Origin of the sequence: Alteromonas sp. KS69 (assembly GCF_003989595.1) — a bacterium.
Classification (GTDB): domain Bacteria; phylum Pseudomonadota; class Gammaproteobacteria; order Enterobacterales; family Alteromonadaceae; genus Alteromonas; species Alteromonas naphthalenivorans.
On record NZ_PYHU01000011.1, the window covers coordinates 1 to 23,457 of the forward strand.

Here is a 23,457-nt window from a genome sequence, read left to right on the forward strand (position 1 = left end):
GATTTTGGTTGACCACGTCATCTACAACTTGTTGTCCATTGAACGGTATACAATGTGACTTTATAGATTTTGCGTTGTCTCTGAACGCTTGTACAAACGCTGATGAAACACCAGGTAATAAAATGCCGAAGTCGATTCTTGTCACTTTGGCCTTACTGAACAATTGCATATACCGGTATTCACCACCAATCCGTTTTTGAACATGAATTAGCGCCTGCTTTATTTCATCCCGTGTTAGCTTATTTGGATTAAACGATAATCGTAGAGAATACTTACCGGACTCTTTTTCGTTCCCTTCTAAATATAAGAACAGGGACTTATAACTATCACCGTTGAACCGAAGTTCGAATCCGTGTGAATAAAATGGTTTGCCGTAAATAAGCCCAGAACCTCCACCATTGAGTTCGTAGGTCGAGGTAGGAAAAACTGTGAAGTCTGCTGGCTTTGCCGCTGTCCCTACTTTATAAATGCGAGGCCTATTTTTTGCACCAATAGGTTTGAGTAGTGAATCGATATCCTTTATTGAACACCTCACTGTCAGTGTGATTTGGTCGCAATCTAATCTCAAATATCGCTGCGGTTCATTACAATATATTCTCAGTAACTTGGCCTGGTATCGGCATAATGCTTTGTCTTGAAGCTTTGCTGTAACGTTATTAATTTGCTTAAAACCTGGTTCGGTATTAGCCAAATCAAGCAGTGCCAACAGCTGCGAATTGTGTTTGTCGTTAATAAGTTCATAGCGAGACTTATCAAAAGTGCTACGAATCCATGACTGTGTATTTTTGCGATCTGCCATAAAAACACTCTTTTAATACGTAGAAGTGTCTGCCTATACCGTATATTAATAGTGTGTATTAATAGATAGTTACAGTGGTATTACAGACATTAACAACTAAAAATGAAGGTGTTGAGTGTGCATTTTGTTGAACTAAAAATGCACCTCAAACAATTACTAAGGTTTATATCATTGGGCACCAGCTTCAGTGATATAAGGATTCACTTCCCACAAAGGTTTCTGTCTGCAATTTGTAGCCTTTCTAACCACTAATGCAGACTCTAAAACCATAATGGCTCGGTTCACTTCATCGGTGTTTGTGTTTAGCCCGCTCCAATTCTTTTGCGCTATGTCACGAGCCGAGAACTTGGACGGGAGTCGATCTATTCGTTTTAAAATCAGTATCGCATTAGCAGTATCAACATTTGTTCTAACATCGAAAACGTGGCGAGCATGAGATTCCAAGAATTTTGCAATTCTGACGGCTTTTTTAGCTGAGGTTTCGGAAACGCTTTTTATAGGGCCGACAACTTGTTTCGCATCGTCAAAACTTTCAACCACTTCAAAAAGCAGTGCAAGTTTAGGCACTAGCGTTCTATATTTTAATAGGTAGTTTTGATACACATTATGTACGTCTTTGTTACTCTTGAAGGAAGTAATCTCGCGGTACCACTGTTTATAAACACCCAATGCTCGGTCTGACAAGCAAACGCTGCGTTCTTTCAAGCCAAGATTTGGCTGGAAGCCGAAATCACATCGATTAATTGAACTAAAGAGACTCTGTACTTTCGAAATTAATGATACTTCCACTTCTCCGGAAGCAGATGAAACGTTGTCAGTAGTTTTCGGATGAAGAAGAATGTTAAAGCGCTGCCACAGTCCATCATTTTCCTCACTTCCCTTTAAGGTATTTCGAATATGCGGATAAATAACAGATGGTTGGGTGGTTGCAAAAATCGACAAGAGCATGTTACTGGCATACGTAGTGCCCGTGTTTAGCCTATCAATATCATGCTGACCAAACCCCGAATTACACTCCAGTAGGAATGAACGATATTCAAACCCCTTGGAGCCTCGAAGCTGATAAATAAATAGTTTTAGCTCCTCAAGGTCCATCAAAATCCCATTATGGTTTTCGCCTAGTATGTGTTGCAAGGCGGCATACGTTGCCTTGTTGGTTGTATAACGTACTAACGTCGGCTTTTGAGGCTGTCTTGAGTTTTCAGTTACTTCAGATGCTAGTAATTCCTCCATCTTTCTTTTTTCTATAGGGTCTAAGGTTTTATCGATAGCGGTAATGCGCTGTCTGATATGCTTTGAAACAGTCTTCTCACGCTCTTTTCTTATTTTTTTCAGCGCTTCATACCGTTCTATAGCATCTTCGTAGTCTGACAGGGCCTTATCATTCAGTGGGCAAAAAAACTCCCTCATTCGCAAATGCACAGGTGACTTTCCTGCTCCCGAGTCTCCTATTGATATAGCCCAAAAATTTGGCGCTATAACTAAATCACTATTTTTCTCAGGTTTTACGTGAATTTTATGACCTATGACAGAACCAATCATTGTCAAAAGCGGAGCAAAAGCAAATTCAGGAGGGCAACAATAGGCTTTGCTAAAGCTTCTTACAGTTTCTTGCATTAATGCAGGGAGAGAATCAATTGGTAAAGATTCTCTGGTCCCCTCATCCGCGTTTAATTTAGATGGTGACACCCATACTTTTAGCTCATTCTTAAGAACGAACTCTACTGGCGTAAGCGGCTGATATTTAAACCAAAGCATTTGCGCAAAAGCGTTTTGCTTCCAGTTCTTTGAGCCTGGAAGTCGAATGGGAAAATAGGATATGACTTTTGCGCTAGTGCAACCTTCTTTTTCTGCTTTTATGGCATCAGCTAACTTCACATGCTGTTCTTCGTCTTCTAGACAGACGAACCATATTACAATGTACTTTTTTTCTCCTATTTTTGTAATGACTGAGGCATGAGAGACACTTTTAAGAAATTTTTCTTCTTCCACATTAACAATCTCAAACGTACCTTGAATGCCCTTTAATTCCCTATTTTTGGGCCACACGTCATTTCTGATAAGGACATTTTTACGTTCGTTATTTTTAACTCTTAGCCAGTTTTTTCCTTCAGCTACGCTCTTGAATGTTTTTCTTGATGTATTTTCCCCATTAAATACACCATATATTAAGTCTTCATACACCATTCCAGTTATTTCAATCAGCTCGTCAACATCCTTAATACGATTGAATTGTAGTTTTCTTAACGTAGAAATACATGCTTTTATTTTCATTGGCTATACTCCAAAAAATTACTTTGATGACCATTCGATGTGTTAAATCAAAACCTATTTTCCGGATGTGTAGCAGCAGTGTCCTCAGTGAAAAAGACCTATTAAACACCTCATAAATAAAGCAAAAATAACTTCTGAATATCAAGCACTTAAATAGGAAAGGCAGAGCTTTTTTTTCGTTGTCGTCAGACATGTTTAGAAGCGTGATAGTTAACATCAATACTAAGGTGAAATTTATCTCTTTAAGCTATTGTTCTTATTACCAAAAAAAACTGATAGGCTAAAAAAATTAAAATAAAAAACTTTCCAATAGTTCGGAGTTGAGTAATTGTGAAATTAGGAACGGAAGAAAGCCGAATCAGACTGGTGCCAGACAACGCTAAACGTGAGGCGTTAGAACAAGCGACAGGGCTAGGTCGTAGTGGCGATGTAAATATTGAATTAAGTAGAATGAAATCCCCGCAGCAAGCTTTCGACCTTTACTTAAAAAATTTAGTCAGAAATCCGAGACTTGATGCTGACGATATTCGGCTCGGCTTTTTACTGTTTGATTTACTTGAGCACAACTTAGGAAGCCAAAGCTTTCTTCTCATACCAATGTCTGACTTCCATATGTCACAAATTGGAGAAAATGGGGTGCTCTACTTTCACGGCACTCGCAACTGTGAGTTTGGATATGACTTTTTGGAAAAGCAAAGTCTGTTAGACATTGCTAATAAATGTCGGCTGGATATAGATACATCACATCTTATTAGTTTGCTCAATAGACTACACAGTTTCTTCTACATAACTTGTACAGAATTATGTGAAGAGAACCTTGCTGTAAATAGGATAGGGTTTGAATATAGATATCAGGAAGTTTTATTGTCTGAAGACGCAAAGATGGTACACATCCGTCTCAATGAGCGGTTCAACAAAATAGATCTCACTAAGCGCTGGGGGAAATCAACAAAATAACTATTTTTTACTGGGACAAAACAGCCATACAAATAACTAATATCGCCTGATATTATCTTCTTCGCTTTCTAAGCACTTCCATTCAAATTCAATACTTTTAACTACAACTTCGGAGCATTTTATGAATGCAGCTTGCCCCTATGCGCTGTATTTAGGTCGACTTGCGCCTAATAGTCAGCGCTCAATTGCTTCACAACTAAATAGCATTGCAGACATGATGGGTTGGACTGATGTAGAGCGAACAGATAAATATCATCAAATCGATTTTCAACAAGCTACCTATATAAAAACGAAGCTTATTACTCAGGGTTGGTCAGCTAGATCTATCAACAGAGCAATGATAGCAATTAGAAGTATCGTAAAAATAGCTGTACTGTCCGGGCTCGTTCCAGAAATGCAGTCAATTCAGCTTCGGGCTATCAGCAAAGTGAATCACGGCAAACACAATGGAAAGCCTCTCTCAACTGCGCAGGTCAATAAGCTACTGATAAAGTTACAACGCGATACATCTATTCTCGGCATTCGAAACTACGCATTAATTTCAACTCTTTTAGGCACAGGGTTACGACGAAGTGAACTAGTAGCCCTCTTGGTAGAAGACTTTATCGAAGGTACTGCTCTGATCGTCAGAAAAGGAAAAGGTAACAAGAGCCGAACTGTTCATCTGCCAGCATGGACGCAACTTGCGCTGAATCAATGGCTAGCACTTCGAAGTAAGAGCAACGGCCACTTGTTTGTTCGTGTCGCAAAAGGTGGAAATATTAAACACAACACCGCGTTGTCATCGTGCTCTATCTATTCACTCACTAAAAAGTCGCTAGCATCAATTGGCATAGAAGGAGTCTCGCCGCATGACCTTCGACGAACGTTTATCACACGATTACTTGAACAAAATGTAGATATAAACACTGTGCGCCAAATGGCAGGACATGAGGATATCAGTACAACCATCATGTACGACAAGCGAAATGAAAAAGTGATGCAAGAAGCTGCATCTCTACTTTCCTATCAATAATGGGGCGCTAGCATGTCTTATAAAGTACTCAATAAGTCGAGTGAGCTTAATTACCTTGCATGTGAATGGGGCAAGCGATTACTCAACTATCTGCCTTCAATCGATACCGATATACTCAGTAAAAGTCTTGCCAGTAATTTGCGTGGTAGCAAGGTATCTACCCAATCGTTTTTCATAGGTAGAAGCAAAAACGTCAATTACAAAGCTTGCCTCACTATTACTGATACTCAGCCTCAGGTAACGAAAACCTTTTTAGCTAATTGTCGCTATATCAGAACCGTGATGGACTTGCCTAAGCAAACCGAGTTACTGATTCAGTTCGCCTTGCTCTCACAGGTTAACAAGTGGATTAGAGCGCTTTCTTCTGAGGTGCACATGCAAACAAGCCACCTTTCGTTAAACGAAATCCTCAAAGACATTTCAGGCATCAGTGACGAACTATTTTCTCACGCAACTGCGCAGCTCAATCATTATGGTTTTCTGCCTGATACAGACTTTTTGTCCTTCGAGTATGGTGCAATGCCAAAAGCACTTGTTCGAACGCTGTTAAGTGAAACAATTACCTCAAGGGAAACACTTATAGCACCGTTGCTGCATCCTTCGCCCGATGCAAGCTTCACATTAGATGATTTTCCTCACGTGAATACTGCGCTTTTGTCGCAATATCTCACTGCTGCTAGTAAGTCTAGACAGTCTGGAGCAAGCATTTTGCTCTATGGAGCTTCAGGAACAGGTAAAACAGAGTTATCGAGGACACTTGCCAAATACTGCGATAGAACACTTTACGAAATTCGTTCTACTGCACTTGCTAGCAATTTCTCTGAAGATGAGTTCAATAGCCGCTTTCCAAACAAAGAAAGGCTTCGTTATTTAGCGTTACTTCAATCATTGCTGACGTATAAGGCAGACGCTATGTTACTGGTAGATGAATGCGAGAGTTTATTCGATTGTGCTGACAGCCAATACAGTAAAGAACATCTACAGCGATTCATTGAGCAAAACGAAATTCCCTGTATTTGGATTACAAATCATATCCAATATCTTGAGCCAAGCTTTATCAGGCGATTCAAGCTCGTATTAGATGTTCCTACGTTAAGACCAGAAGAAATCGAACAGATAACGCGGCCTTACTATCACGGCTTAAGCGTTTCTTCGTCAGCACGAAAAGTTATTAGTCAAACAGAGAACATTACGCCAGCAATTGTTGCTAACGCAACGCATGTCGCTCACGCTATTAATGCTAAACGTGGTCGCGCAGAAGCTGTAATCGGTCAAGTTGTCGAAGCGTCACTTAGAGCAACGGAGCAATGGCAAAATAAACTTGAGTACAAAAGTGAGCTACCTTTCGATACGAGCTACTTAAATATTAAGCAGTCAAAGGAGTATCTCAGCGAAATAGCGTTTGCACTTAAGCACAACCAACCGGCGAGAACATTAATCTCAGGTCCTCCAGGAACAGGCAAAACCGCTTTCGCGCACTATTTAACAGAGCTACACGGTAGGAAGCTACTGCGTGTTAAATGCTCTGATATTTTAAGTAAATGGGTGGGTGAAAGTGAGCAAAAGGTGGCTGAACTATTTCAACGCGCTCATGATGAAGAGCAAGTCATATTGCTTGATGAAGTGGATAGCTTACTAAGCTCACGTGAAGCGCTCACTGCTCATCACGAACATCAGCTGGTTAATGAGTTCTTAACGCAAATAGAGTGTTTCACACAGCCTTTATTCGCTGCTACTAACTTTTCCGACAAGCTTGATAAAGCCGTGTTACGTCGGTTCGATTTCAAACTAGACTGCCAATACCTTACGTCTACTCAAGTAGTAGAGTTGTACAAAAAACTCACTAAAGTTAGAACGCTCAAGGAAGCTGAGACACAAAAGCTATCTTCACTGCGCAACCTTACACCCGGTGATTTCGCTCTATTGGCTCGTCGAAAGAAGTTTCAACCCAAAATTCAAATTCGTGACTTTGCCATCACCCTGTTGGCAGACGAAAACCTGCGTAAGCAGAAACACACACCAATGGGCTTTATTCGCCCTTAACATTTAAAGGTAAACATTATGACTACATCTGTATTGAGTTCGCTCAAGGTTATCGCTCGTCCTGAAATCAAGCAGAAGCCACCGGTATTGAACAAGCGTATGAAGCTAATCAACCGACTTGAACAGCAAAAAAAGCTCGCCACTTGTATGCTTGAAGGCACACCATTCGTGGCATACAAAGAAAAAACCGTCAAAGATCCAGAAACAGGAGAGCGAATTAAAAAGCGTTGGCAGGCCACCGTTCGTCCTTGGTACTACGACACCGATAACCACTATTTCCTTGAGGTTAAAGTGGGCATAAGAGCAATCGAGTTACAAAAGGGGAAACCAGCCATAGATGTTGGCGATAAAGAAAAGCTTCCCGAGGTCATCGACATCTTGATAAGCGCGGTAGAAAAAGGAGAGCTTGATGAGTTCTTAATATCGCCGCCAAAGACTGTCGCAAAGGGGAAGACTCCGGCCAACGCAAAGTTAGCAAAATCGTAGTTAGCCCCCTGCTTCACTCATCAGTTATCGTCATTAGCGCTTGATTGCGCGAACAACGACAGCGAACCAAGAATCGAGTGCTGTCTATCTTACAAAAGTAAGTCGCACTTACGTAGCACTAGCGTTTCAGAAGCATAACTAATAACGCTACTGAAAGCGACGTAGAAGACATTGCAAACTGTTAGTCAGTGACTTTACTTAGTTGCTTGAAAGCGTCGTACAGACGCGCTAGGCAGCACTCACATTCATAGATTCCAATTAGAAGATTTTTTTATTATGCATATTCATTATGAAGGACTCGCTTTGCCTGTCTCAAAGCGATTTGCACAAGCACTTGTCGATTTACTTGTGCAGCATAGCGTGTCACAAACAAGCGTGACAATTAACTTCAGAGATCCTAACTATTCAGCTGAAAGTGGTGGTTTTCACCCTGTAGAGATTCGCTTGGAGAAACGCAACAACGCATGGCACTTTTGCTATGTCACCGATTTTACCCATATAGGAAACAGCCTCTATGCAGAGCTAGCAAAAGACCTCGACTTTGATTTCGATGCAGGTGTTTTTCAAAACCTGTTCGGTGTGTTTCCTATTGAGCAAGCAACCGATATGTATCAAATATGGGAAGGTAACTTCTTGCATTACTGGCTGGAATTAGATGTTTTCTCGATATCGGTATCCGAGTAGCTACAAAACATAAAAGTGTAAACACATTGGGAAAGCTGACAAACCAAAGGAGGTAATCATGTCGAGATGCTTTTCCAACTACAACATCACTAGCAGGTATGCCGCTTATGTAGTCTTTAAAGGTCGAACGCCGGGAGTTTACAAATCATGGAAAGAAACTAAAGCCTTAGTGAATGGCTACTCAGGAAGCCGTTACCAAGGTTTCGCGTCTATCGAAGAAGCAAAACGCGCCTACAGACGCTTTTTAGACGACGGCAAAATAGTGCTCAAGGCAAAACGCAAAACCAAGCAAAAGAAACCTCTAAAGCCGAATATGGATAACGTTGATCTTCCTCCTTGGGAATTAGATTAGGCTAAGTGGTCGCGAAGATAGGACGGTACAAGATAATTTGTGTCGTCCCTTTTCCTTTCTGTCTCGTCATTTCGAAGACGGTAGGCAGACTAGAAACAATATCGGTCACTTTTGCTGCACCATAAGTTCTTGGGTCAAAATCAGGTTTAGCACGCTTTAGAAAATTACCGACTGGACTTACATTCACCCAACCATCATCATTCTGATATAACTCCCAAGCTTTAAGCATTGCTGGTATTAGCTCTTCTGCACCATTACCAGTGCTACTTTGCTCCTGTTTAGGTTTACCTGATTTAGAAACCTGACCTGCCTCTAGGTTTTCGGTGAATATAAAGTCATCACAGGCGTTGCGAAATGACACCGGCGTTTTCTTCTCACCTACGCCAAACACAAATTTCTCTGACTCTCTCAAACGTGACGCTAGCTTAGTAAAGTCGCTATCACTGGATACTAAAGCAAATGCGTCTATTTTTTCAGAATAGAGTAAATCCATCGCATCAATAATCATCGACGCATCTGTTGCGTTTTTACCCGTTGTATAAGCAAATTGCTGAATCGGCTGTATGGCTAATTCATTAAGAGGCGTCTTCCAGTTCTTCAACGCATCAATAGACCAGTCTCCGTAGGCACGCTTGATGAGTACATGGCCGTGTGCTGATATCTCATCCAAAATGGCAGAAAGTTTCGACAGCTGAGCGTTATCAGCATCAATTAGTACCGCTACTTTTTTGTGAACATCCAAGTCTTTCATCTATTTTTTCCTTAAAAATACTTATTCTGTGTAACGACATTTAGGAAAGGCAGAACAACCTAGAAAAGTATTGCCTGCATGAGCTCCTCGCTTTGCTTGCCGCTCCACAAGCTCACTTCCGCACCTAGGGCAAGCGGTTTTTTTTATCTCCTCTACTTTTGGCTCCGCTTGCACATCATGGATAAGTGAAAGCAGCTCGTCTCCGTCAATGAGTACAACGGGCTTATCAGAGGCAAAATCTATAGCTTGCTGGGTGAATTTACCCGAACAAATTACAACAACCTTGGCTGCGTTGCTGGCAGTGAGCACGCCAAACATCTCGCGTACCACACTGACACCAACTTTTTGCGCTTTCCATTGTTTGCACTGAACGAATATAAGCTCTTCGCCTTTTCTCAGTTCTAGGTCAATCCCACCGTCAGCACCAAAACCACCTTCGGTTACTCGATAACCTTGTCTTCGATAGGCTTCTGCCACTAGCTCCTCAAAATTGCGCCAATGCAATTGCCGAATGGTCTCAATACTCTTTTGAGCATCTAATTGCTTGGCTTTGCGACGCGAATTAAAAAACGAAAAAGGCGCAATGAGTAATATGAAAATTGCAAAATAAGGCGCAGGAATAGCGAGAGCCTTAAATATCATGTTGATAAGCTGGTTATCAGTTTCAACACAAGGCAGCAAATGGCCCATCAATAAATAGGTAATTGCCGATGTTATAACTGAAACCCACCATGGCGCTTGGAAAAGAAGGTCAGCAAAAGATGTGTTTTTTCTAGGCATAATTGAACATCCTTGTTAAATATCAAAAATATATTAACTCAGGCAATATCTTGATTGGGTATTAATTTCAATCGTGTAGTATCGTCTAACAATAGACGGTAGGTTTTTGAGAAATAGGAGAGGTAAACATGGACGTGTTTATCGGCATTGATGTCGCTTGTGCGAAAGATAAGTATTTACCGCTGGTGATTTGCACCAGACAAAATGGACAATTATTGCCGTTTCCATTAGCTAATTACCAAATAAAACCACCTAGAGGGTTGGGAAACGCTCTAACACTGCACGAAAAAGTAAATCAAGCATTTGCAAACGATGTCGCGCGCTACATTGAAACGGTATGCGTCACCTATCAGTTGAACCCTGTTCGTATTGGCATTGACTCACCACTTAGACCAAGAGATAACCGGCTTAAACGCAGGCTCGCGGAACAGGCACTCGATAAAGCAGGCATCAGCTGTTACACCACTCCTTCTACAGCCGATTTCGAAGCCATCAAGGCGAAAGGTATTGCTCACCTACAATCAGATAAACCAATACAAAACCTTCCACATGCCCACCAAATTTTTATGCTGTTAGGTTTCGCTTTGAATAAGCGACTGAGTAAAATCGCCGAATGCATAGAGGTATATCCACACGCTACAGCTAAAAAACTAGGTGTCGCTGACACCCACAAAAGCAAAGGAAATCAGGCTGAACTACAACTGTTTGCTATTTCCCATCATACTGGTTGGCCTAAAACTAACGATGATTGGCCGCAAGTAGGCAATATGTGCCTTGGCACCATGCATGATAAAGTGGACGCATACAGTGCTGCATGGGTAGCAAGCTTGCCTGAACAGGAATGCATCTGTTTTGGCGACCGAGAGAAAGGCGATGCTATCTGGATACCTAAAGTTAAGCCGTTAAGCAGTACAAAGGCAGGGCCACCGACAAAGCCTAAACCCACAAAAAAGAAAAAGCAGCCTGTTTCCAATGAAGGTTATAAGCGTTCTTGTCCTGCCTGTTATCAACATGAATTTAAACGATGGCCGTTAGGATGGGATGCGCATGCAGCGCATCGCTGCACTGGGCTCACAGAGGTCGAGCCTGAGGCAAGAAAAAAAGAGTTCAAGTGCCGTTTCATGAGCTGTTAAAATTGTATTTTCTATACAACCGTCTCAAAATAAAAAACACTAGACTAAAGTATAGAAGTGGTAAAATATTTAAGAAGTTAATGGGTTTATGATTAGTTAATAGCTGACGAAATATTTTAATATAAATATGCAGAGATTTATTAAATGGTAATATTTCACCAAACGATATACGGTATATTAGCTCACTATCCAAAGGAAAATACTAAGCTATTTCAAAAAGAAGTATTTTAATAAGTCGGAGATATAGCTTCGTGGTATTTGAAGTATTCTAGGCATGAAATGGAGAATTTAAGGAAAGAGATTGTCATATAGTCACGATCAAATTCACACCTGCTTTGCATCCGGAACATCGTACGTATTTGCAGTAATTTCGCTTAGTAATCTGTGATCTAATAGTACTTGTATAATAGTTTTAACTGTTGCTTCGCAAGGCACTATCCGATTTGAATCGCTCTCAAAATTCAACCCCCAATTTCTGGCTGAGTTAACAGATTTCAAATTAGATATGAAATTGGGCCTGGAATAGATATTTTTCTGTTCAACTAGTGCCATCCGTCTTAGTTGCATAGAGTTGGTGCCAACATACTCTATTATTGGGCCCATATCTGAAAACAAGCTACTGAATTGGGGTGACGCTTGCAGAGTCGAAAATGCTTGTTTAAATGACTCGCTATGTCCCATCGCAGACTCAAACCCTCTTTTATTTGAAATAAAGGTAGTCTCATTAATTACATAAAAATCAAAAGATTTCTCAATAGAAAAGCTTCGGTCTTGAATACCTGACAACTCTCCATTCTTAAACACCATGTTTACAAATTTATTTGAGTAAGCCGTCTTCCATGTTGACGTAGATCGTTTAACAGCATATACGGTCTCGCCGTCGAAAGTAAATTTAACTACATATCCCTTTGCTCCGACTAGGTCTTTTTTATCCGTTACCCTATGTTCGGCGGCAACCTGATCCACGAGAGTTTGAAGGGTAGGAAAATCTGTATCGCTCTTGTTGATTGTTAAGCAGCTATTTTCATTAGTCTGGGATATATAAGAATATGTATCGAATTCAGTTATACGCGAAACATTAGCTTGAACGATATTTTTAAGCTGCTGATTTAAGTTATCGTCCATTTGTACGTAAAATGCCCTAAATCGCTTATCTGTAGTGCTATCTTTAAATACCCAAAGTTGCACTGTAGAGTTAGAAAAATCAAAATTAGTTAGACTATCAAAATCAGCACTCATCGTTGCTCCTTGCAATATAAAAGTCTTGTACACTCTGAACTTTATATGTACCTGGCTTTAGCGGTCCTTTCACAAGTATCCTCACATCGCGGTCATGGTCATCAATTTTTATCGAAGCCTCATGCAGTTTCCACCCAAACATTAATAATAATGGATTCATTATTATTTGCCCTGATTTATAGGTAATTGCAAACATCCAAATCAAGAAAACTGCGAAGCCTAGCAATTTCTCTGGTTCATCATAACTAATCCCCATAAATGACACTACATAAGGAAATACATAGTTAATTATGTCATTCGGAATGCTCTTTGACTTTGTAACGGTTGCAGTAAATGGATAATCAATTTTAATTAGAGACTTGTCCGATAAATATACCGCGAGTAGAGTTATAATTAAGAAACTAGAAGCTAAATGTGGATTTGAAAATGGATCAAAGACACAGTTTGCAATGCTATCGAATCCACAAATATCCTGTTGCCACCAAGATATGTCTATATCCTGTACAGCGAGGATTAGCGCAAGTGGGAGGTATGAACCCAGAAAAATGATAAATGCAGATAATATTCTAAATTGCATGCTAGTAGCACATCCTTATGCGCTCCGAGTTTGATCTACCAAATATTTAGTCTCGCCAAATAACATAATTAGAGTCCCTAAAAAAACGCTATGCTACAATAGTTAACATTGGCATTACTCGACCTAACAAATCATTCGGCAACCTATTTAAAATTCCTTCAACTGCTGATCTTTCGTTCAATGCTGATAGCTCAGACGCTAACTCTTTAATGAAATTGTCCATGCATTCTATTCTGTCCCATTGCTTTTTATATTGTGAATTATCGACCTTCTGCTCTACTTTTATCAACCTCTTATCCAAGCTATAACTGTAACGCATTTTAATAATTGACTTATCGTTCCCGTCGTATTCATAAAATGTCATCAGCAGGAATAGGCACGTAGCATTTTTTCGTATTTCAAATGAACCGTAATTCTCATTGAATGCAGCTTCTACTAATTCATTTGGTTGGACGCCAAAAGTTAAGTGAAGATCTGAGATTTTATTTAACAAACCTTGAATTCTTTTGTTACTCTTTATCATTGTATCATCTTCCTGAGTTCTTCAATAATTTCAGGTATAGCATCTATTGACTGAGATAGACCTTTATTATCTCGTTGGTTGACGGAACCAAATCGCTTTTGCAGTTTAGAGTTAATATATCTAACTAACACACCGTCATTGGGATCAGTTGCCTTTAAGTAAGGAAGTACACCCATAAACGATGGAGCCAATTCTGCTGATTTCTCGTCTAACCTCAAATCACTTAATAAATCTGCCACGGAATCTTGAGCATTTTTGGTTAATAACTCTCTAAGTTTCTTTCTTGCTAAATCTGGACGTTTTTCAATGAGGTTCGGATCGATTTCCCTTGCTGCTTTGCTTGTTTCATTTTTTATAAGTGTAGACTTAATTAACTCTAAGTCTTCCTCATTAATGCTTGAGCTTCCCTTAATTGACTCCAATTTTTCGTCGACCAGCCTTTGAATTTCAGCTCGTTTATTTTTGAAAATTTCATTAAAGTCAATATCGTCAAGGTATGATTCGTTTCCACTAATAAATGATTCACCTGAAAACACATCTGATAATGTTGAGTCTCGCTCTACGTATTCTCTGTCAGAAATTGCATACTCTCGCGTCCGTTGATGTCTTGCTCGATCGGTCTCTCTTTGAAAAGACTGCCACATCTCGTCTAAGCCAGTTTCTTTGTGATAAATAACCAAACCATTATTGTCTACTTCAAATGCTGTAGTTAAATCATCTGGTATTGCTCTCAATATTCTCCCAACCACTTGGGCAAAAGCGTTTAAACTTCTATATGGCCTAAATAAGGCCAAAATTGAAAGATAATGATGATCATATCCTTCCATTAGCATGTTGACTGAAATAACAACATCACAATCATTGTTGTCAATCACTGAAAAGGATAGACTTATATCCTCTTTTGACATTTGGCTATGAACGATAACGCCGATCAAACCTTCCTCTCGATACCAATCCAAAAGATCGTTTGCATGAGATATACTGCAACCCACTGCTAGTATTTTATGCGGTACATTTGGAGAAGATGTTCTTAGTTCAGCTAGCTTTTCAGCGCTATGCTTAATAACTTCTAAGGAACAATCCTTTGACAACGCAACGCTCTTCTCTATCCATTCCTTTTCCTTAAACGCCAGTATTTCATCTTTAGTAAATTTACGACCCGGTGCATCAGGCATGGAAAAATACAATTCGGTCGCATTGACAGACTCTTTTCGCAACCATTTAACATATTTATCTCTCATTACTTCAGATAAATAAGTCTCGTGAATTTTGACGCCGGGCACCTCTTGGTTATCCCCGCGAAATGGGGTTCCAGTTAAATGTAAAACTTTCGCTTTATTAAAATACTCCAAAGTCGTCTTCCAACTATTAGCCGGTGCATGATGTGCCTCGTCAACGATAATCAAATCAAAAAAGTCGGGGTCCACACGATTGATTAGAGCATTAGGATTATCACCTGTAAGTCGATGAATGTTAGAATAAATAATATTGCTAGTTTCTAAGTGTTCCATCGATATTGAAGAACTGTATTCACTTAACGATGGTAGGTCCATTGGGTCAAAAATTATGTCAAAGTTAACCCAGAAATTGTCTTCTAGAATCTCTTGTGCTTTTTGAATGCTCTGTTTGGTGACCAGACCTGGAGTAATAATTAAAACGCGTCCCTCACTCACCCCAAACGGAGCAATCGATATTAATCCAGTCTTACCTGTTCCTGTGGGTAAAACGACTAATGCTTCTTTGTTTTCTGGGGTAGAGAAAAACTCCTGAATACGAAGATAAGCTTGTAACTGTGGTGCTCTAAGCTTCTTATTTCCGACGATATTGGCTGCGGTTTCTTTGAAATACGACATAAATTCCCTTTTGACTAAAAAATGCATAATCCTAATTGGATTAAACTACTCCAAAAAAGAAAAAATTTAAACTTGTAAGGTTCTAGTGTAAAAATTTAAATGGTAGAACTACAAAAAAACCCCGACCATCTCTGATCAGGGTTTTTATAGAAGTGGTGCCTCGACCCGGGATCGAACCAGGGACACGCGGATTTTCAATCCGCTGCTCTACCAACTGAGCTATCGAGGCACATAAACTGTGCTATGTAAGCTTTAAAAAAACTTTGCAAAACTTTGCAAGCTTTACCGAAGTGCTTACTAACTTTAAAACTATTGCTCTAAAAGCTTTTCTGGTAAATCTGATTGGAAGTGCTTGCACTTTTCAATCCGCTGCTCTACCAACTGAGCTATCGAGGCAAAATCTTTTAGCGTTTGGGCGTTTGCTGCCTGTCTCGCTGTGGGTGCGTATTAAACGGATTTCCGGCTAACAAGTCAACCGTTTTTGTCGGTTTTTTTTCGGTTTTGTTACCGTTTGCACATTGTTTATGCAAAATACGCTTTTTTGGTTACTTTTCAGGCGGAACATAGCCTTCAATCGTAGGCTCTACGCCATCGAACAAGTAAGCCGACATACTTTGCTCTAAAAACTGTCTGGCGGTCGGTTCCATCATATTTAACTTATTTTCGTTAATTAGCATGGTTTGTTTCTTTTGCCAGTCGGCCCATGCTTCTTTCGAAATGTTGTCGTAAATACGTTTTCCTAGCTCACCGGGGTAAAGCTGAAAATCTAAACCGTCGGCTTCTTTTTGTAAACGCTGGCAAAATACCACTCTACTCATTGTATGTCCTTAACCTATTCGATGCGCTAAAGCACATGCACTAATTGTTGAATGATTTTCTTAGTCGGAGCAGCTAAACCTACCTCAATAGGTTCGTTAAACATAAACCACTGGGCTTTTTGTTCTGCCACCTGCTTTCTGGGTACAGAGTTTACCACGGCAAACACCGGTGTTATATCCAAATGAAAATGGCTAAAGGTATGCCTAAACGCCGTTTGGGTTTCAAATGAACTGGCTTCAATACCTCGTTTGGCAAGTTCTGCTTCTGCACTTTCTATGTCTTGGGCTTCAATGAAACCATATAAACCGCCCCACAAGCCGCTAGAAGGCCGCTGCTCTAAATAAACCTGCTGTTGGAACAACGGCACTATAAGTAGCGTACTTCGCTCTGGAATCGCTTTTTTGGGCTTTTTACCGGGAAATTCTGTTTGTGCCCCTTGGGCATAGGCTAAGCAATCATGTTGTAACGGGCATTCATCACACTTTGGCTTACTGCGGGTACATACCATAGCCCCCAAATCCATCATCACCTGAGTGTAGTTGGCACTGCGTTTTTCAGGCGTATTCTTTTCTGCCACTTCCCACAACGCATTTTCTACCGCTTTTTGGCCAGGCCAGCCGCCAATAGCATAGTAGCGAGCAAGCACGCGTTTTACGTTGCCATCTAATATAGGGTGGCGCTGATTTCGTGAAATAGACAATACCGCGCCAGCAGTAGAGCGCCCTATTCCCGGTAAGGCAATAACATCGTCTATATTGTCAGGAAACGTACCGCCATGATCTTCTACTATTTGCTTCGCCGCTTTATGTAAGTTTCTAGCGCGGGCGTAGTAACCTAAACCCGTCCAATGATGCAGTACGTCATCTTGCGCTGCATTGGCAAGCTCTACCACGCTGGGGAAAGATTGCATAAACCGCTCAAAATACGGAATGACGGTGGTGACTTGCGTTTGCTGTAGCATAATCTCAGATACCCACACTTTGTACGGGGTAATATCTTGTTGCCATGGCAGATGCTTGCGGCCATGAATGTCGTACCAAGCAAGTACTCGCTCAGCAAAAGTATTTGGGGTAACCGTATTTGTCATAAAAACTGCGCAGTGAATGACCGTTAGCTACATTTAATAGCCATTAGGTTTTATTGATAAATGGCCTGCTATGTTAGCATGTGAAGGTATAAATGTATTTTAGGAGTCTTTGTGACCACCAGCGCCCCTGTTCTATTTTTACCCGGAACCTTATGCGATGAACGTGTTTGGTTGCCCGTTTGGCAACGCATGAAAATTTCCCAACGTCGCTATGTCCCCTTACAGTGGGCGGCGACTAAAGACGACATGCTAGCGCTTACTTCCGATCGCGTTATTCAAGATGAAAAAGTCCATCTGGTTGGCTTTTCCATGGGTGGCTACGTTGCCGCGCTATGGGCATCGCAGAATATGGAGCACGTGGCGTCTATTACGCTTATTGGATACGATGCTAAAGGCTTATCGAAAGAAGAAATAGCAAGGCGCAAGCAGCTGGTCACTATGCTAAACAGTGGCGACTTTAAGCCAGAAAACCCAGCTTATTTCACGCGTTTTGTGCATCCAACTCATCAGGAAAGCCCTGATGTAATGGGCGTTGTACAATCTATGGCAGAAGATTTAGGTAAAAATACTTTGCTGGCTCACACACAGGCCACATCGCCAAGGGAAGACTTTGTAAAAGCACTGGCGAAATCGAAAGTGCCCGTCAATATTATTGCAGCTGCTGACGATGAAGTTGTATCGCTTGCTTCGCTACAAACTGTGGCAGATAACATTGCCACAGCGAACATGTACAAGGTTGAAAATGCAGGTCATATGATGCTGCTGGAACAACCCGAAAAGCTTGCTACACTGCTTAGCAATTGTATAGATGTATAAAAAAACCGCATTTTATGCGCACTTTATTAAATATAGCGTTGCATAACATGCCGCTAACTGGATAATGCGCCACCAGTAAATTGGGGCAAGAAAGGTATTGCAAATGAGGCAATTCAAAAGCCAGGCCGAGGCTGAAGCCGCTGGTGTTCACGTAAGTAAAGTTAAAAGCTTTGTAAAGCGCGAAGGCCGCTTAACAAAAGCGCAAACCCGTGCCATTGAAGAATTTTGGCCAACCATGGGTATCGACTACCAAAATGCCGAACTGAATTTATCAGTGCTATTTGGCAGAACCGCGCCTGTTGTCATTGAAATTGGCTTTGGTATGGGCAAATCCTTGGTAGAGATGGCAGCAGCTGCCCCTGAGAAAAATTTTATTGGCATTGAAGTGCATCGCCCAGGCGTTGGTGCTTGTTTAGCTGAAGCTGGCGAACAGGGTTTAACCAACTTGCGTGTGATGGATCATGATGCGGTTGAAGTGCTTAAGAATATGATCCCAGATGGTGGATTATCTCGGCTTCAATTGTTCTTCCCCGATCCTTGGCATAAAAAGCGTCATCATAAGCGCCGTATTGTTCAACCCGAATTTGCTGCCCTTGTGCTAACCAAATTACAAAAAGGTGGCTGTTTCCATATGGCTACCGACTGGGAACCTTACGCAGAACACATGGCCGAAGTAATGAATTCAACTTCAGGCTATGCAAATACTGCACAAGAAGGTACCTATGTGCCTCGCCCTGAATACCGACCTATCACTAAATTTGAAACCCGTGGCCAAAAGCTAGGTCATGGTGTTTGGGATCTTATTTACGAGCGAGCGCAGTAATGATTTTAACGCCCCAAAGCCAACTATTAGAACGCAATATCAACATTTTCGAGCAAGGCGAATGGTTGTTTATCAATCCTTCAGATGCCTACTTCCTTGATGCCCTTAAGCATAAAAATGTAACGGTAATGCACCAATACTTCGACATATTTTCTGAATGTGTTCGTGTGATATCTTCATCCAGCTTTGATAGCCGAGATATTACTAAAGAGGGCTTTGAGGTAGTGCAAAAAGTGGGGGCGCACACTCATCACTTTACGCCATTTATGTGTAATGAACATACCCACACTGACGTGCTCATTTTTCTGCCTAAAGCGAAATCTCATTTCCAAATGTTATTGCGTATGGCAGCAGGTATGGTGGGTCAAAATGGCCGTATCCATGTAGTGGGCGAAAATAAGGGCGGTATAAAAAGCGCGGCTAAACTCATGCAACCTTACGGGGTTACGCATAAAGTGGACTCTGCCCGTCACTGCAGTTTAATTACCACCATTGTTGAACAGCCTCACTTAGCATTTGAACCAGAAGCTTGGCTTGAAACCGACACTTATGAGATTGGCAATACTAGCTGGCCAGTGTGCTCTTTACCGGGCGTATTTAGCCATGGCGAACTCGACAAGGGCACTAAACTACTACTAGAAAAACATACCTCGGGTATGAGCGGCAACGTATTAGATTTTGCTTGTGGTGCTGGGGTAATTGCTAGTTACTTAATGCTGACCTACCCTCACCTAAAAATGCAGCTGTCTGATATTAGCGCGATTGCCATTTATGCCAGCGCGATGACATTAGCGGCCAATGGTCAATCAGCCACCTTGCATGCTGCGAATGGTTTGTATGGCATCGAGGGTAAAGTACAGCATATTGTCACCAACCCACCATTTCATACAGGGCTTAAAACCGACTACACCATTACTAAGCGATTTATTGAAGATGCTCGTAAAATGCTAAGTCAAAACGGCACTTTGCAAATGGTTGCCAATCGTTTTCTGCCCTACCCGGGGCTATTATCTGAACACTTTCCACGCGTGTTAACCACTGCACAAACCACACAATTTTCGTTATATCAGGCTGCATAGTAATAGCACTTTTGCTAGAGCCTGTGCTAACGTAAATAGATTCCCCCTATATTCGATATATGGGGCTGAAGATATGACAGCCCTAATTCGCGCAACAGCTATAGAGCCCACTCAGAGGCCATAGGCGCGTTCATATAATACGAGGCGTTCGTGTGAAAATTGTATTCGCTATCTCTGAAGTAGAAGAACTGGTAAAAACAGGTGGCTTAGCAGATGTAGGCAAAGCACTTCCACTTGCATTAAAAGACGCAGGAGAAGACGTAGTTATTGTTATGCCTTACTACAAGGTATTGGCAGACTCGTTAGATTTACCCTCGGCATGTGAAACACAAACGCTGTTCACCGAGTACAAAGTATATAATTTCGAAGTGCGTGTTATGGACTGGCATGGCATACCCGTATATTTTGTCGATTACCCTGAATACTTTATGCGTGAAGGCTTGTATTCCAACGCATACGAAGCCTATGAAGATAATGGCGAGCGCTTTTGTTTCTTTAGTGGCGCAGTATTGGCTACCCTTCAAGCTATCAATTATTCGCCAGACGTTATCCATTGCCACGATTGGCATACGGCCATGCTGCCTTACCTGACTGCTTACGATAACACAGGCTTTTTTGATAAAACCCGTACCGTGTTCACTATTCACAATGCCGCGTTTCAAGGGGTAAACCTACTAGAAAAAGTACCGTTTCTACGCCACCACCCCGGCATACTGGCACAGGTTCATGGCGGTTATATCAATATGCTGCAATCGGGGATCGAGTTTGCGACAAAAGTAACTACGGTAAGCCCCCATTACGCGCAAGAGCTGTTAACCGACCTAGGCAGCCATGGCTTACACGAGCGTTTGGTTAGACGCAAAACCGACCTTTCTGGCATATTAAACGGGTGCGACTATACGCAGTGGAACCCCGCTACAGATTCGTTTTTGCCAGAACATTATGACGTAGACAACTTACTGCCTAAACAAACCTGTAAGCACGCCCTACAAGAAAAGTCCGGCTTGCCGATGAATGTAAGCATTCCACTTATTGGTATGGTGTGTCGTCTTACCGAGCAGAAAGGGTTTGGCTATATTCTGCCTATTCTTGATGAACTGGTTCAGCATAATGTGCAAATCGTTATAGTAGGTACTGGCGATCCTAAAATGTGTATGGATTTAGGTGAATTTGCACAAAATCACCCTTCTCAGTTCGCTTTTATTAATGGGTTTAGCTCAGAGCACGCTCACCTAGTTGAGGCCGGCGCTGACTTTTTCTTAATGCCATCGCAGTTTGAACCTTGTGGGCTGAATCAAATGTACAGTTTGGCCTACGGCACCATTCCTATCGTGCGAGCGGTAGGTGGCTTAAAAGACACTGTGGTGGACAACCGCCATAGCGAAGACGCTACCGGCTTTGTTTTTGAACAACCACGCCCTGAAGCCCTGCTTGCCTGTATTCGTCGCGCTTTACTGTTTTATTACGAGCATCCAGTGAAGTTCAGAGAAATGCAGCAAAGAGGCATGAAGACCCGCTTTACGTGGGAACGTGCAGCGGGTGAATATATAAAACTTTACGAATCTATGTTCGTTTAAGTATTTGCCCTTTAGTGGCTTGTATGGCGTTTCTTTCTTTTTGTTAAAGAATGCGCCACTATTATTGAGCGTTCATTGAATTAGAAAATCTGATAATCAGCATGACAGATCGGGCTATAAAACTTTCTATACGAAGTTTATTTTTGTGGGTGGTAATGACCATCGCCGCAATTTCGCTGGTAAGTACTTCCGGTTTGTCCATCTACACCCAAATAAATGCTTATCGATACGAATTGGATAACCGCGCGAATCTACTATCTAAGATGACCGCCAATGCGGTTGCCAGCCCGCTAAGAAATTCTAGCCAAGCATTGGTGGAAGAGTCTTTGCAATTCTTAGATGCTGCTGACAAAGTGTTAAACGTTCATATCTATAAAACCTTACCGGATGACTCTAACACCTTAAGCGCCGTTGAACGTTTTGCTTCATACAACAAAGGCGGCCAGTTACTTATTCCTGGAAAGCAAAAACAGCTAGTCAATCTAGATCAAACTCCCTTACTTACTGAAGATAATGATTATCTAGAAAGTAGTCGGGAAATTTTTGACCAAGAGACCAATGAAGTTTTGGGATGGGTTTATCTTCGCATGTCTGCAGACGGGTTTAGCCAGCACGTTATTAAAACGGTTCTGGTTAACCTTGGGATTATGCTTTTCTTACTCGTATTCAGCTTTTTGCTAGCATTGCGTTTTCAGCGCCGTGCCACCGCGCCTATTGAAAAGCTTTCTTTTTTCTTACAACGCACTTCTAGGCAGCGGGACTATTCAGCACGCGCAGAACCGTCGAATATTAAAGAAATAGACGTGCTGTCTGATGATGTGAATATTATGCTATCTCGTATACAAGAATACATGCACAAACAGCGTCAGGCTGAAGAGCAGCACAGAAAGCTGAATGCCAGCTTAGAAGAAATGGTAAGCCAACGCACTAATGCATTGAAAGACGCGAACCAAGAATTAATTCAAACGCTTGAAAAGCTACATGAATTTCAACGTCAAATTGTACAAAATGAAAAAATGGCGTCGTTGGGTGACATGGTTGCCGGGGTTGCCCACGAAGTTAACACCCCCATCGGTTTAGGGGTTACAGCCTCTACGATGATGCTCGACCGACTTGCGGTTATTGAAAGGGATTTTGAGAACAAAACCTTAAAAGCCAGTGCCATGAAACGCTTCATGGATGAAAGTCATGAAAATTTAAACATCATTTATCGCAATTTGAACCGCGCAGCCGAGCTAATTTCCAGTTTTAAACAGGTTGCAGTGGATCAATCGAGCGAAAGTAGCCGAACTTTTTGCTTTGCACAGCTAGTTAATGAGATACTACTGTCGTTACAGCCTCGCTTAAAAAAATTACAACACAACATCAACGTAGATTGCGACCCTACCTTATGCGTTGAAACGAAGGCTGGTCCTATTAATCAAATCATTATTAACCTTATTATGAATTCGGTTATTCATGGGTTTGAGAACATAGAAAAAGGCCAGATTGATATCTGTGCTGAATTAATTACAACAAACAAGCTAAAGTTAGTGTATCGGGATAACGGCATCGGGATCCCATCAGATATTCGTAAACGTATTTTCGACCCTTTCGTAACCACAAAACGTGGACAAGGGGGGTCTGGATTAGGCATGCACTTAGTGTACAATTTAGTCACTCAAGCGCTCAATGGCTCTATCTCAATTACCAGTGAAGTTGGTAGTGGTGTAGAATTTGTTATTGTTTTTCCTGTTTCCAGTGCGAAAACGTCATAATACCTGTATAACTATTGAACTTTGCTTGAAATT

22 protein-coding genes and 1 tRNA gene are annotated in these 23,457 nt (G+C 41.3%); 12 read left to right on the forward strand and 11 right to left on the reverse strand.

The genetic code is table 11. The annotated features are described in order from the left end of the window. Together C7Y69_RS09415 and C7Y69_RS09420 are read right to left on the reverse strand one after the other, a co-directional pair. A partial coding sequence (locus tag C7Y69_RS09415) for a hypothetical protein (protein ID WP_148112473.1) occupies positions 1–799 on the reverse strand: 799 nt, incomplete at its 3' end. Between the two features lie 168 nt (positions 800–967). After that, positions 968–3,073 (reverse strand): DUF3987 domain-containing protein, encoded by a 2,106-nt coding sequence (locus C7Y69_RS09420; protein WP_126872534.1) that lies wholly within the window; start codon positions 3,071–3,073, stop codon positions 968–970. Between the two features lie 330 nt (positions 3,074–3,403). On the opposite strand from C7Y69_RS09420, the gene C7Y69_RS09425 reads away from it, so the two are divergent. The 6 genes from C7Y69_RS09425 to C7Y69_RS09450 all read left to right on the forward strand — a co-directional run bounded on the left by C7Y69_RS09425 (position 3,404) and on the right by C7Y69_RS09450 (position 8,610). Further along, positions 3,404–4,030 carry a hypothetical protein gene (locus C7Y69_RS09425; protein WP_126872535.1) on the forward strand — a complete coding sequence of 209 codons (627 nt, stop codon included), beginning with the start codon at positions 3,404–3,406 and terminating at the stop codon, positions 4,028–4,030. Positions 4,031–4,151: 121 nt separating this feature from the next. Continuing rightward, a complete protein-coding gene (locus tag C7Y69_RS09430) occupies positions 4,152–5,045 on the forward strand; it encodes a tyrosine-type recombinase/integrase (RefSeq protein WP_126872536.1) in 894 nt (297 codons plus the stop codon). A 12-nt stretch (positions 5,046–5,057) separates the two neighbouring features. Continuing rightward, positions 5,058–7,088 (forward strand): AAA family ATPase, encoded by a 2,031-nt coding sequence (locus C7Y69_RS09435; RefSeq protein ID WP_039236983.1) that lies wholly within the window; start codon positions 5,058–5,060, stop codon positions 7,086–7,088. Between the two features lie 18 nt (positions 7,089–7,106). Continuing rightward, positions 7,107–7,574: a DUF6641 family protein gene (locus C7Y69_RS09440; protein WP_039236980.1), complete on the forward strand. Its 468-nt coding sequence runs from the start codon at positions 7,107–7,109 to the stop codon at positions 7,572–7,574. A 276-nt stretch (positions 7,575–7,850) separates the two neighbouring features. After that, positions 7,851–8,258, forward strand: a complete 408-nt coding sequence (locus tag C7Y69_RS09445) for a DUF2787 family protein (RefSeq protein WP_126872537.1) — start codon at positions 7,851–7,853, stop codon at positions 8,256–8,258. 58 nt (positions 8,259–8,316) lie between these two features. Next, complete coding sequence (locus C7Y69_RS09450; protein WP_126872538.1) at positions 8,317–8,610, forward strand: RNase H1/viroplasmin domain-containing protein; 294 nt, start codon at positions 8,317–8,319, stop codon at positions 8,608–8,610. 1 nt (position 8,611) lies between these two features. Here C7Y69_RS09450 and C7Y69_RS09455 read toward each other — a convergent pair whose 3' ends face one another. Next, positions 8,612–9,361, reverse strand: a complete 750-nt coding sequence (locus C7Y69_RS09455) for an NYN domain-containing protein (RefSeq protein WP_126872539.1) — start codon at positions 9,359–9,361, stop codon at positions 8,612–8,614. Between the two features lie 21 nt (positions 9,362–9,382). Further along, positions 9,383–10,141 carry a restriction endonuclease gene (locus C7Y69_RS09460; protein WP_126872540.1) on the reverse strand — a complete coding sequence of 253 codons (759 nt, stop codon included), beginning with the start codon at positions 10,139–10,141 and terminating at the stop codon, positions 9,383–9,385. 128 nt (positions 10,142–10,269) lie between these two features. On the opposite strand from C7Y69_RS09460, the gene C7Y69_RS09465 reads away from it, so the two are divergent. Then, a complete protein-coding gene (locus C7Y69_RS09465) occupies positions 10,270–11,274 on the forward strand; it encodes a DUF429 domain-containing protein (protein WP_126872541.1) in 1,005 nt (334 codons plus the stop codon). A gap of 324 nt (positions 11,275–11,598) precedes the next feature. Here C7Y69_RS09465 and C7Y69_RS09470 read toward each other — a convergent pair whose 3' ends face one another. From C7Y69_RS09470 to mutY, 7 genes are all read right to left on the reverse strand, one after another. Next, entirely contained in the window at positions 11,599–12,513 is a 915-nt protein-coding gene (locus tag C7Y69_RS09470; protein WP_126872542.1) for a DUF4868 domain-containing protein, read from the reverse strand. After that, positions 12,503–13,090 (reverse strand): hypothetical protein, encoded by a 588-nt coding sequence (locus C7Y69_RS09475; protein ID WP_126872543.1) that lies wholly within the window; start codon positions 13,088–13,090, stop codon positions 12,503–12,505. The genes C7Y69_RS09470 and C7Y69_RS09475 overlap by 11 nt, the downstream gene beginning before the upstream one ends. A gap of 88 nt (positions 13,091–13,178) precedes the next feature. Further along, positions 13,179–13,613: a hypothetical protein gene (locus C7Y69_RS09480; RefSeq protein WP_126872544.1), complete on the reverse strand. Its 435-nt coding sequence runs from the start codon at positions 13,611–13,613 to the stop codon at positions 13,179–13,181. After that, positions 13,610–15,466, reverse strand: coding sequence for a DEAD/DEAH box helicase (locus tag C7Y69_RS09485; protein ID WP_126872545.1), 1,857 nt, complete (start codon positions 15,464–15,466; stop codon positions 13,610–13,612). Before C7Y69_RS09485 ends, C7Y69_RS09480 begins: the two co-directional genes overlap by 4 nt. 153 nt (positions 15,467–15,619) lie before the next feature. Beyond that, positions 15,620–15,695: transfer RNA gene (locus tag C7Y69_RS09490), tRNA-Phe, on the reverse strand. 316 nt (positions 15,696–16,011) lie between these two features. Then, complete coding sequence (locus C7Y69_RS09495; protein WP_013785835.1) at positions 16,012–16,284, reverse strand: oxidative damage protection protein; 273 nt, start codon at positions 16,282–16,284, stop codon at positions 16,012–16,014. A gap of 26 nt (positions 16,285–16,310) precedes the next feature. After that, positions 16,311–17,372, reverse strand: coding sequence for an A/G-specific adenine glycosylase (gene mutY / locus C7Y69_RS09500; RefSeq protein WP_013785836.1), 1,062 nt, complete (start codon positions 17,370–17,372; stop codon positions 16,311–16,313). 111 nt (positions 17,373–17,483) lie between these two features. Between mutY and C7Y69_RS09505 the strand changes: the two genes are divergently transcribed. The 5 genes from C7Y69_RS09505 (at position 17,484) to C7Y69_RS09525 (ending at position 23,424) form a co-directional block, all read left to right on the forward strand. Beyond that, a complete protein-coding gene (locus tag C7Y69_RS09505; RefSeq protein ID WP_013785837.1) occupies positions 17,484–18,188 on the forward strand; it encodes an alpha/beta fold hydrolase in 705 nt (234 codons plus the stop codon). A gap of 103 nt (positions 18,189–18,291) precedes the next feature. Then, complete coding sequence (trmB, locus tag C7Y69_RS09510; protein WP_126872546.1) at positions 18,292–19,011, forward strand: tRNA (guanosine(46)-N7)-methyltransferase TrmB; 720 nt, start codon at positions 18,292–18,294, stop codon at positions 19,009–19,011. Continuing rightward, positions 19,011–20,090 (forward strand): methyltransferase, encoded by a 1,080-nt coding sequence (locus tag C7Y69_RS09515; RefSeq protein WP_126872547.1) that lies wholly within the window; start codon positions 19,011–19,013, stop codon positions 20,088–20,090. The genes trmB and C7Y69_RS09515 overlap by 1 nt, the downstream gene beginning before the upstream one ends. Positions 20,091–20,242: 152 nt before the next feature. Beyond that, positions 20,243–21,667 carry a glycogen synthase GlgA gene (glgA, locus tag C7Y69_RS09520; protein WP_126872548.1) on the forward strand — a complete coding sequence of 475 codons (1,425 nt, stop codon included), beginning with the start codon at positions 20,243–20,245 and terminating at the stop codon, positions 21,665–21,667. 101 nt (positions 21,668–21,768) lie between these two features. After that, complete coding sequence (locus C7Y69_RS09525; RefSeq protein ID WP_126872549.1) at positions 21,769–23,424, forward strand: ATP-binding protein; 1,656 nt, start codon at positions 21,769–21,771, stop codon at positions 23,422–23,424. Positions 23,425–23,457 lie beyond the last annotated feature (33 nt).

Excerpts from the sequence above, each read along its gene's own strand:
- trmB (WP_126872546.1), top strand. The coding sequence starts at position 18,292 with ATGAGGCAATTCAAAAGCCAGGCCGAGGCTGAAGCCGCTGGTGTTCAC.
- C7Y69_RS09515 (WP_126872547.1), top strand. The coding sequence starts at position 19,011 with ATGATTTTAACGCCCCAAAGCCAACTATTAGAACGCAATATCAACATT.
- C7Y69_RS09420 (WP_126872534.1), bottom strand. The coding sequence starts at position 3,073 with ATGAAAATAAAAGCATGTATTTCTACGTTAAGAAAACTACAATTCAAT.
- C7Y69_RS09445 (WP_126872537.1), top strand. The coding sequence starts at position 7,851 with ATGCATATTCATTATGAAGGACTCGCTTTGCCTGTCTCAAAGCGATTT.
- C7Y69_RS09450 (WP_126872538.1), top strand. The coding sequence starts at position 8,317 with ATGTCGAGATGCTTTTCCAACTACAACATCACTAGCAGGTATGCCGCT.
- C7Y69_RS09485 (WP_126872545.1), bottom strand. The coding sequence starts at position 15,466 with ATGTCGTATTTCAAAGAAACCGCAGCCAATATCGTCGGAAATAAGAAG.
- C7Y69_RS09440 (WP_039236980.1), top strand. The coding sequence starts at position 7,107 with ATGACTACATCTGTATTGAGTTCGCTCAAGGTTATCGCTCGTCCTGAA.
- C7Y69_RS09525 (WP_126872549.1), top strand. The coding sequence starts at position 21,769 with ATGACAGATCGGGCTATAAAACTTTCTATACGAAGTTTATTTTTGTGG.
- C7Y69_RS09465 (WP_126872541.1), top strand. The coding sequence starts at position 10,270 with ATGGACGTGTTTATCGGCATTGATGTCGCTTGTGCGAAAGATAAGTAT.
- C7Y69_RS09475 (WP_126872543.1), bottom strand. The coding sequence starts at position 13,090 with ATGCAATTTAGAATATTATCTGCATTTATCATTTTTCTGGGTTCATAC.
- C7Y69_RS09495 (WP_013785835.1), bottom strand. The coding sequence starts at position 16,284 with ATGAGTAGAGTGGTATTTTGCCAGCGTTTACAAAAAGAAGCCGACGGT.
- C7Y69_RS09430 (WP_126872536.1), top strand. The coding sequence starts at position 4,152 with ATGAATGCAGCTTGCCCCTATGCGCTGTATTTAGGTCGACTTGCGCCT.
- mutY (WP_013785836.1), bottom strand. The coding sequence starts at position 17,372 with ATGACAAATACGGTTACCCCAAATACTTTTGCTGAGCGAGTACTTGCT.
- C7Y69_RS09470 (WP_126872542.1), bottom strand. The coding sequence starts at position 12,513 with ATGAGTGCTGATTTTGATAGTCTAACTAATTTTGATTTTTCTAACTCT.
- C7Y69_RS09455 (WP_126872539.1), bottom strand. The coding sequence starts at position 9,361 with ATGAAAGACTTGGATGTTCACAAAAAAGTAGCGGTACTAATTGATGCT.
- C7Y69_RS09480 (WP_126872544.1), bottom strand. The coding sequence starts at position 13,613 with ATGATAAAGAGTAACAAAAGAATTCAAGGTTTGTTAAATAAAATCTCA.
- C7Y69_RS09460 (WP_126872540.1), bottom strand. The coding sequence starts at position 10,141 with ATGCCTAGAAAAAACACATCTTTTGCTGACCTTCTTTTCCAAGCGCCA.
- C7Y69_RS09435 (WP_039236983.1), top strand. The coding sequence starts at position 5,058 with ATGTCTTATAAAGTACTCAATAAGTCGAGTGAGCTTAATTACCTTGCA.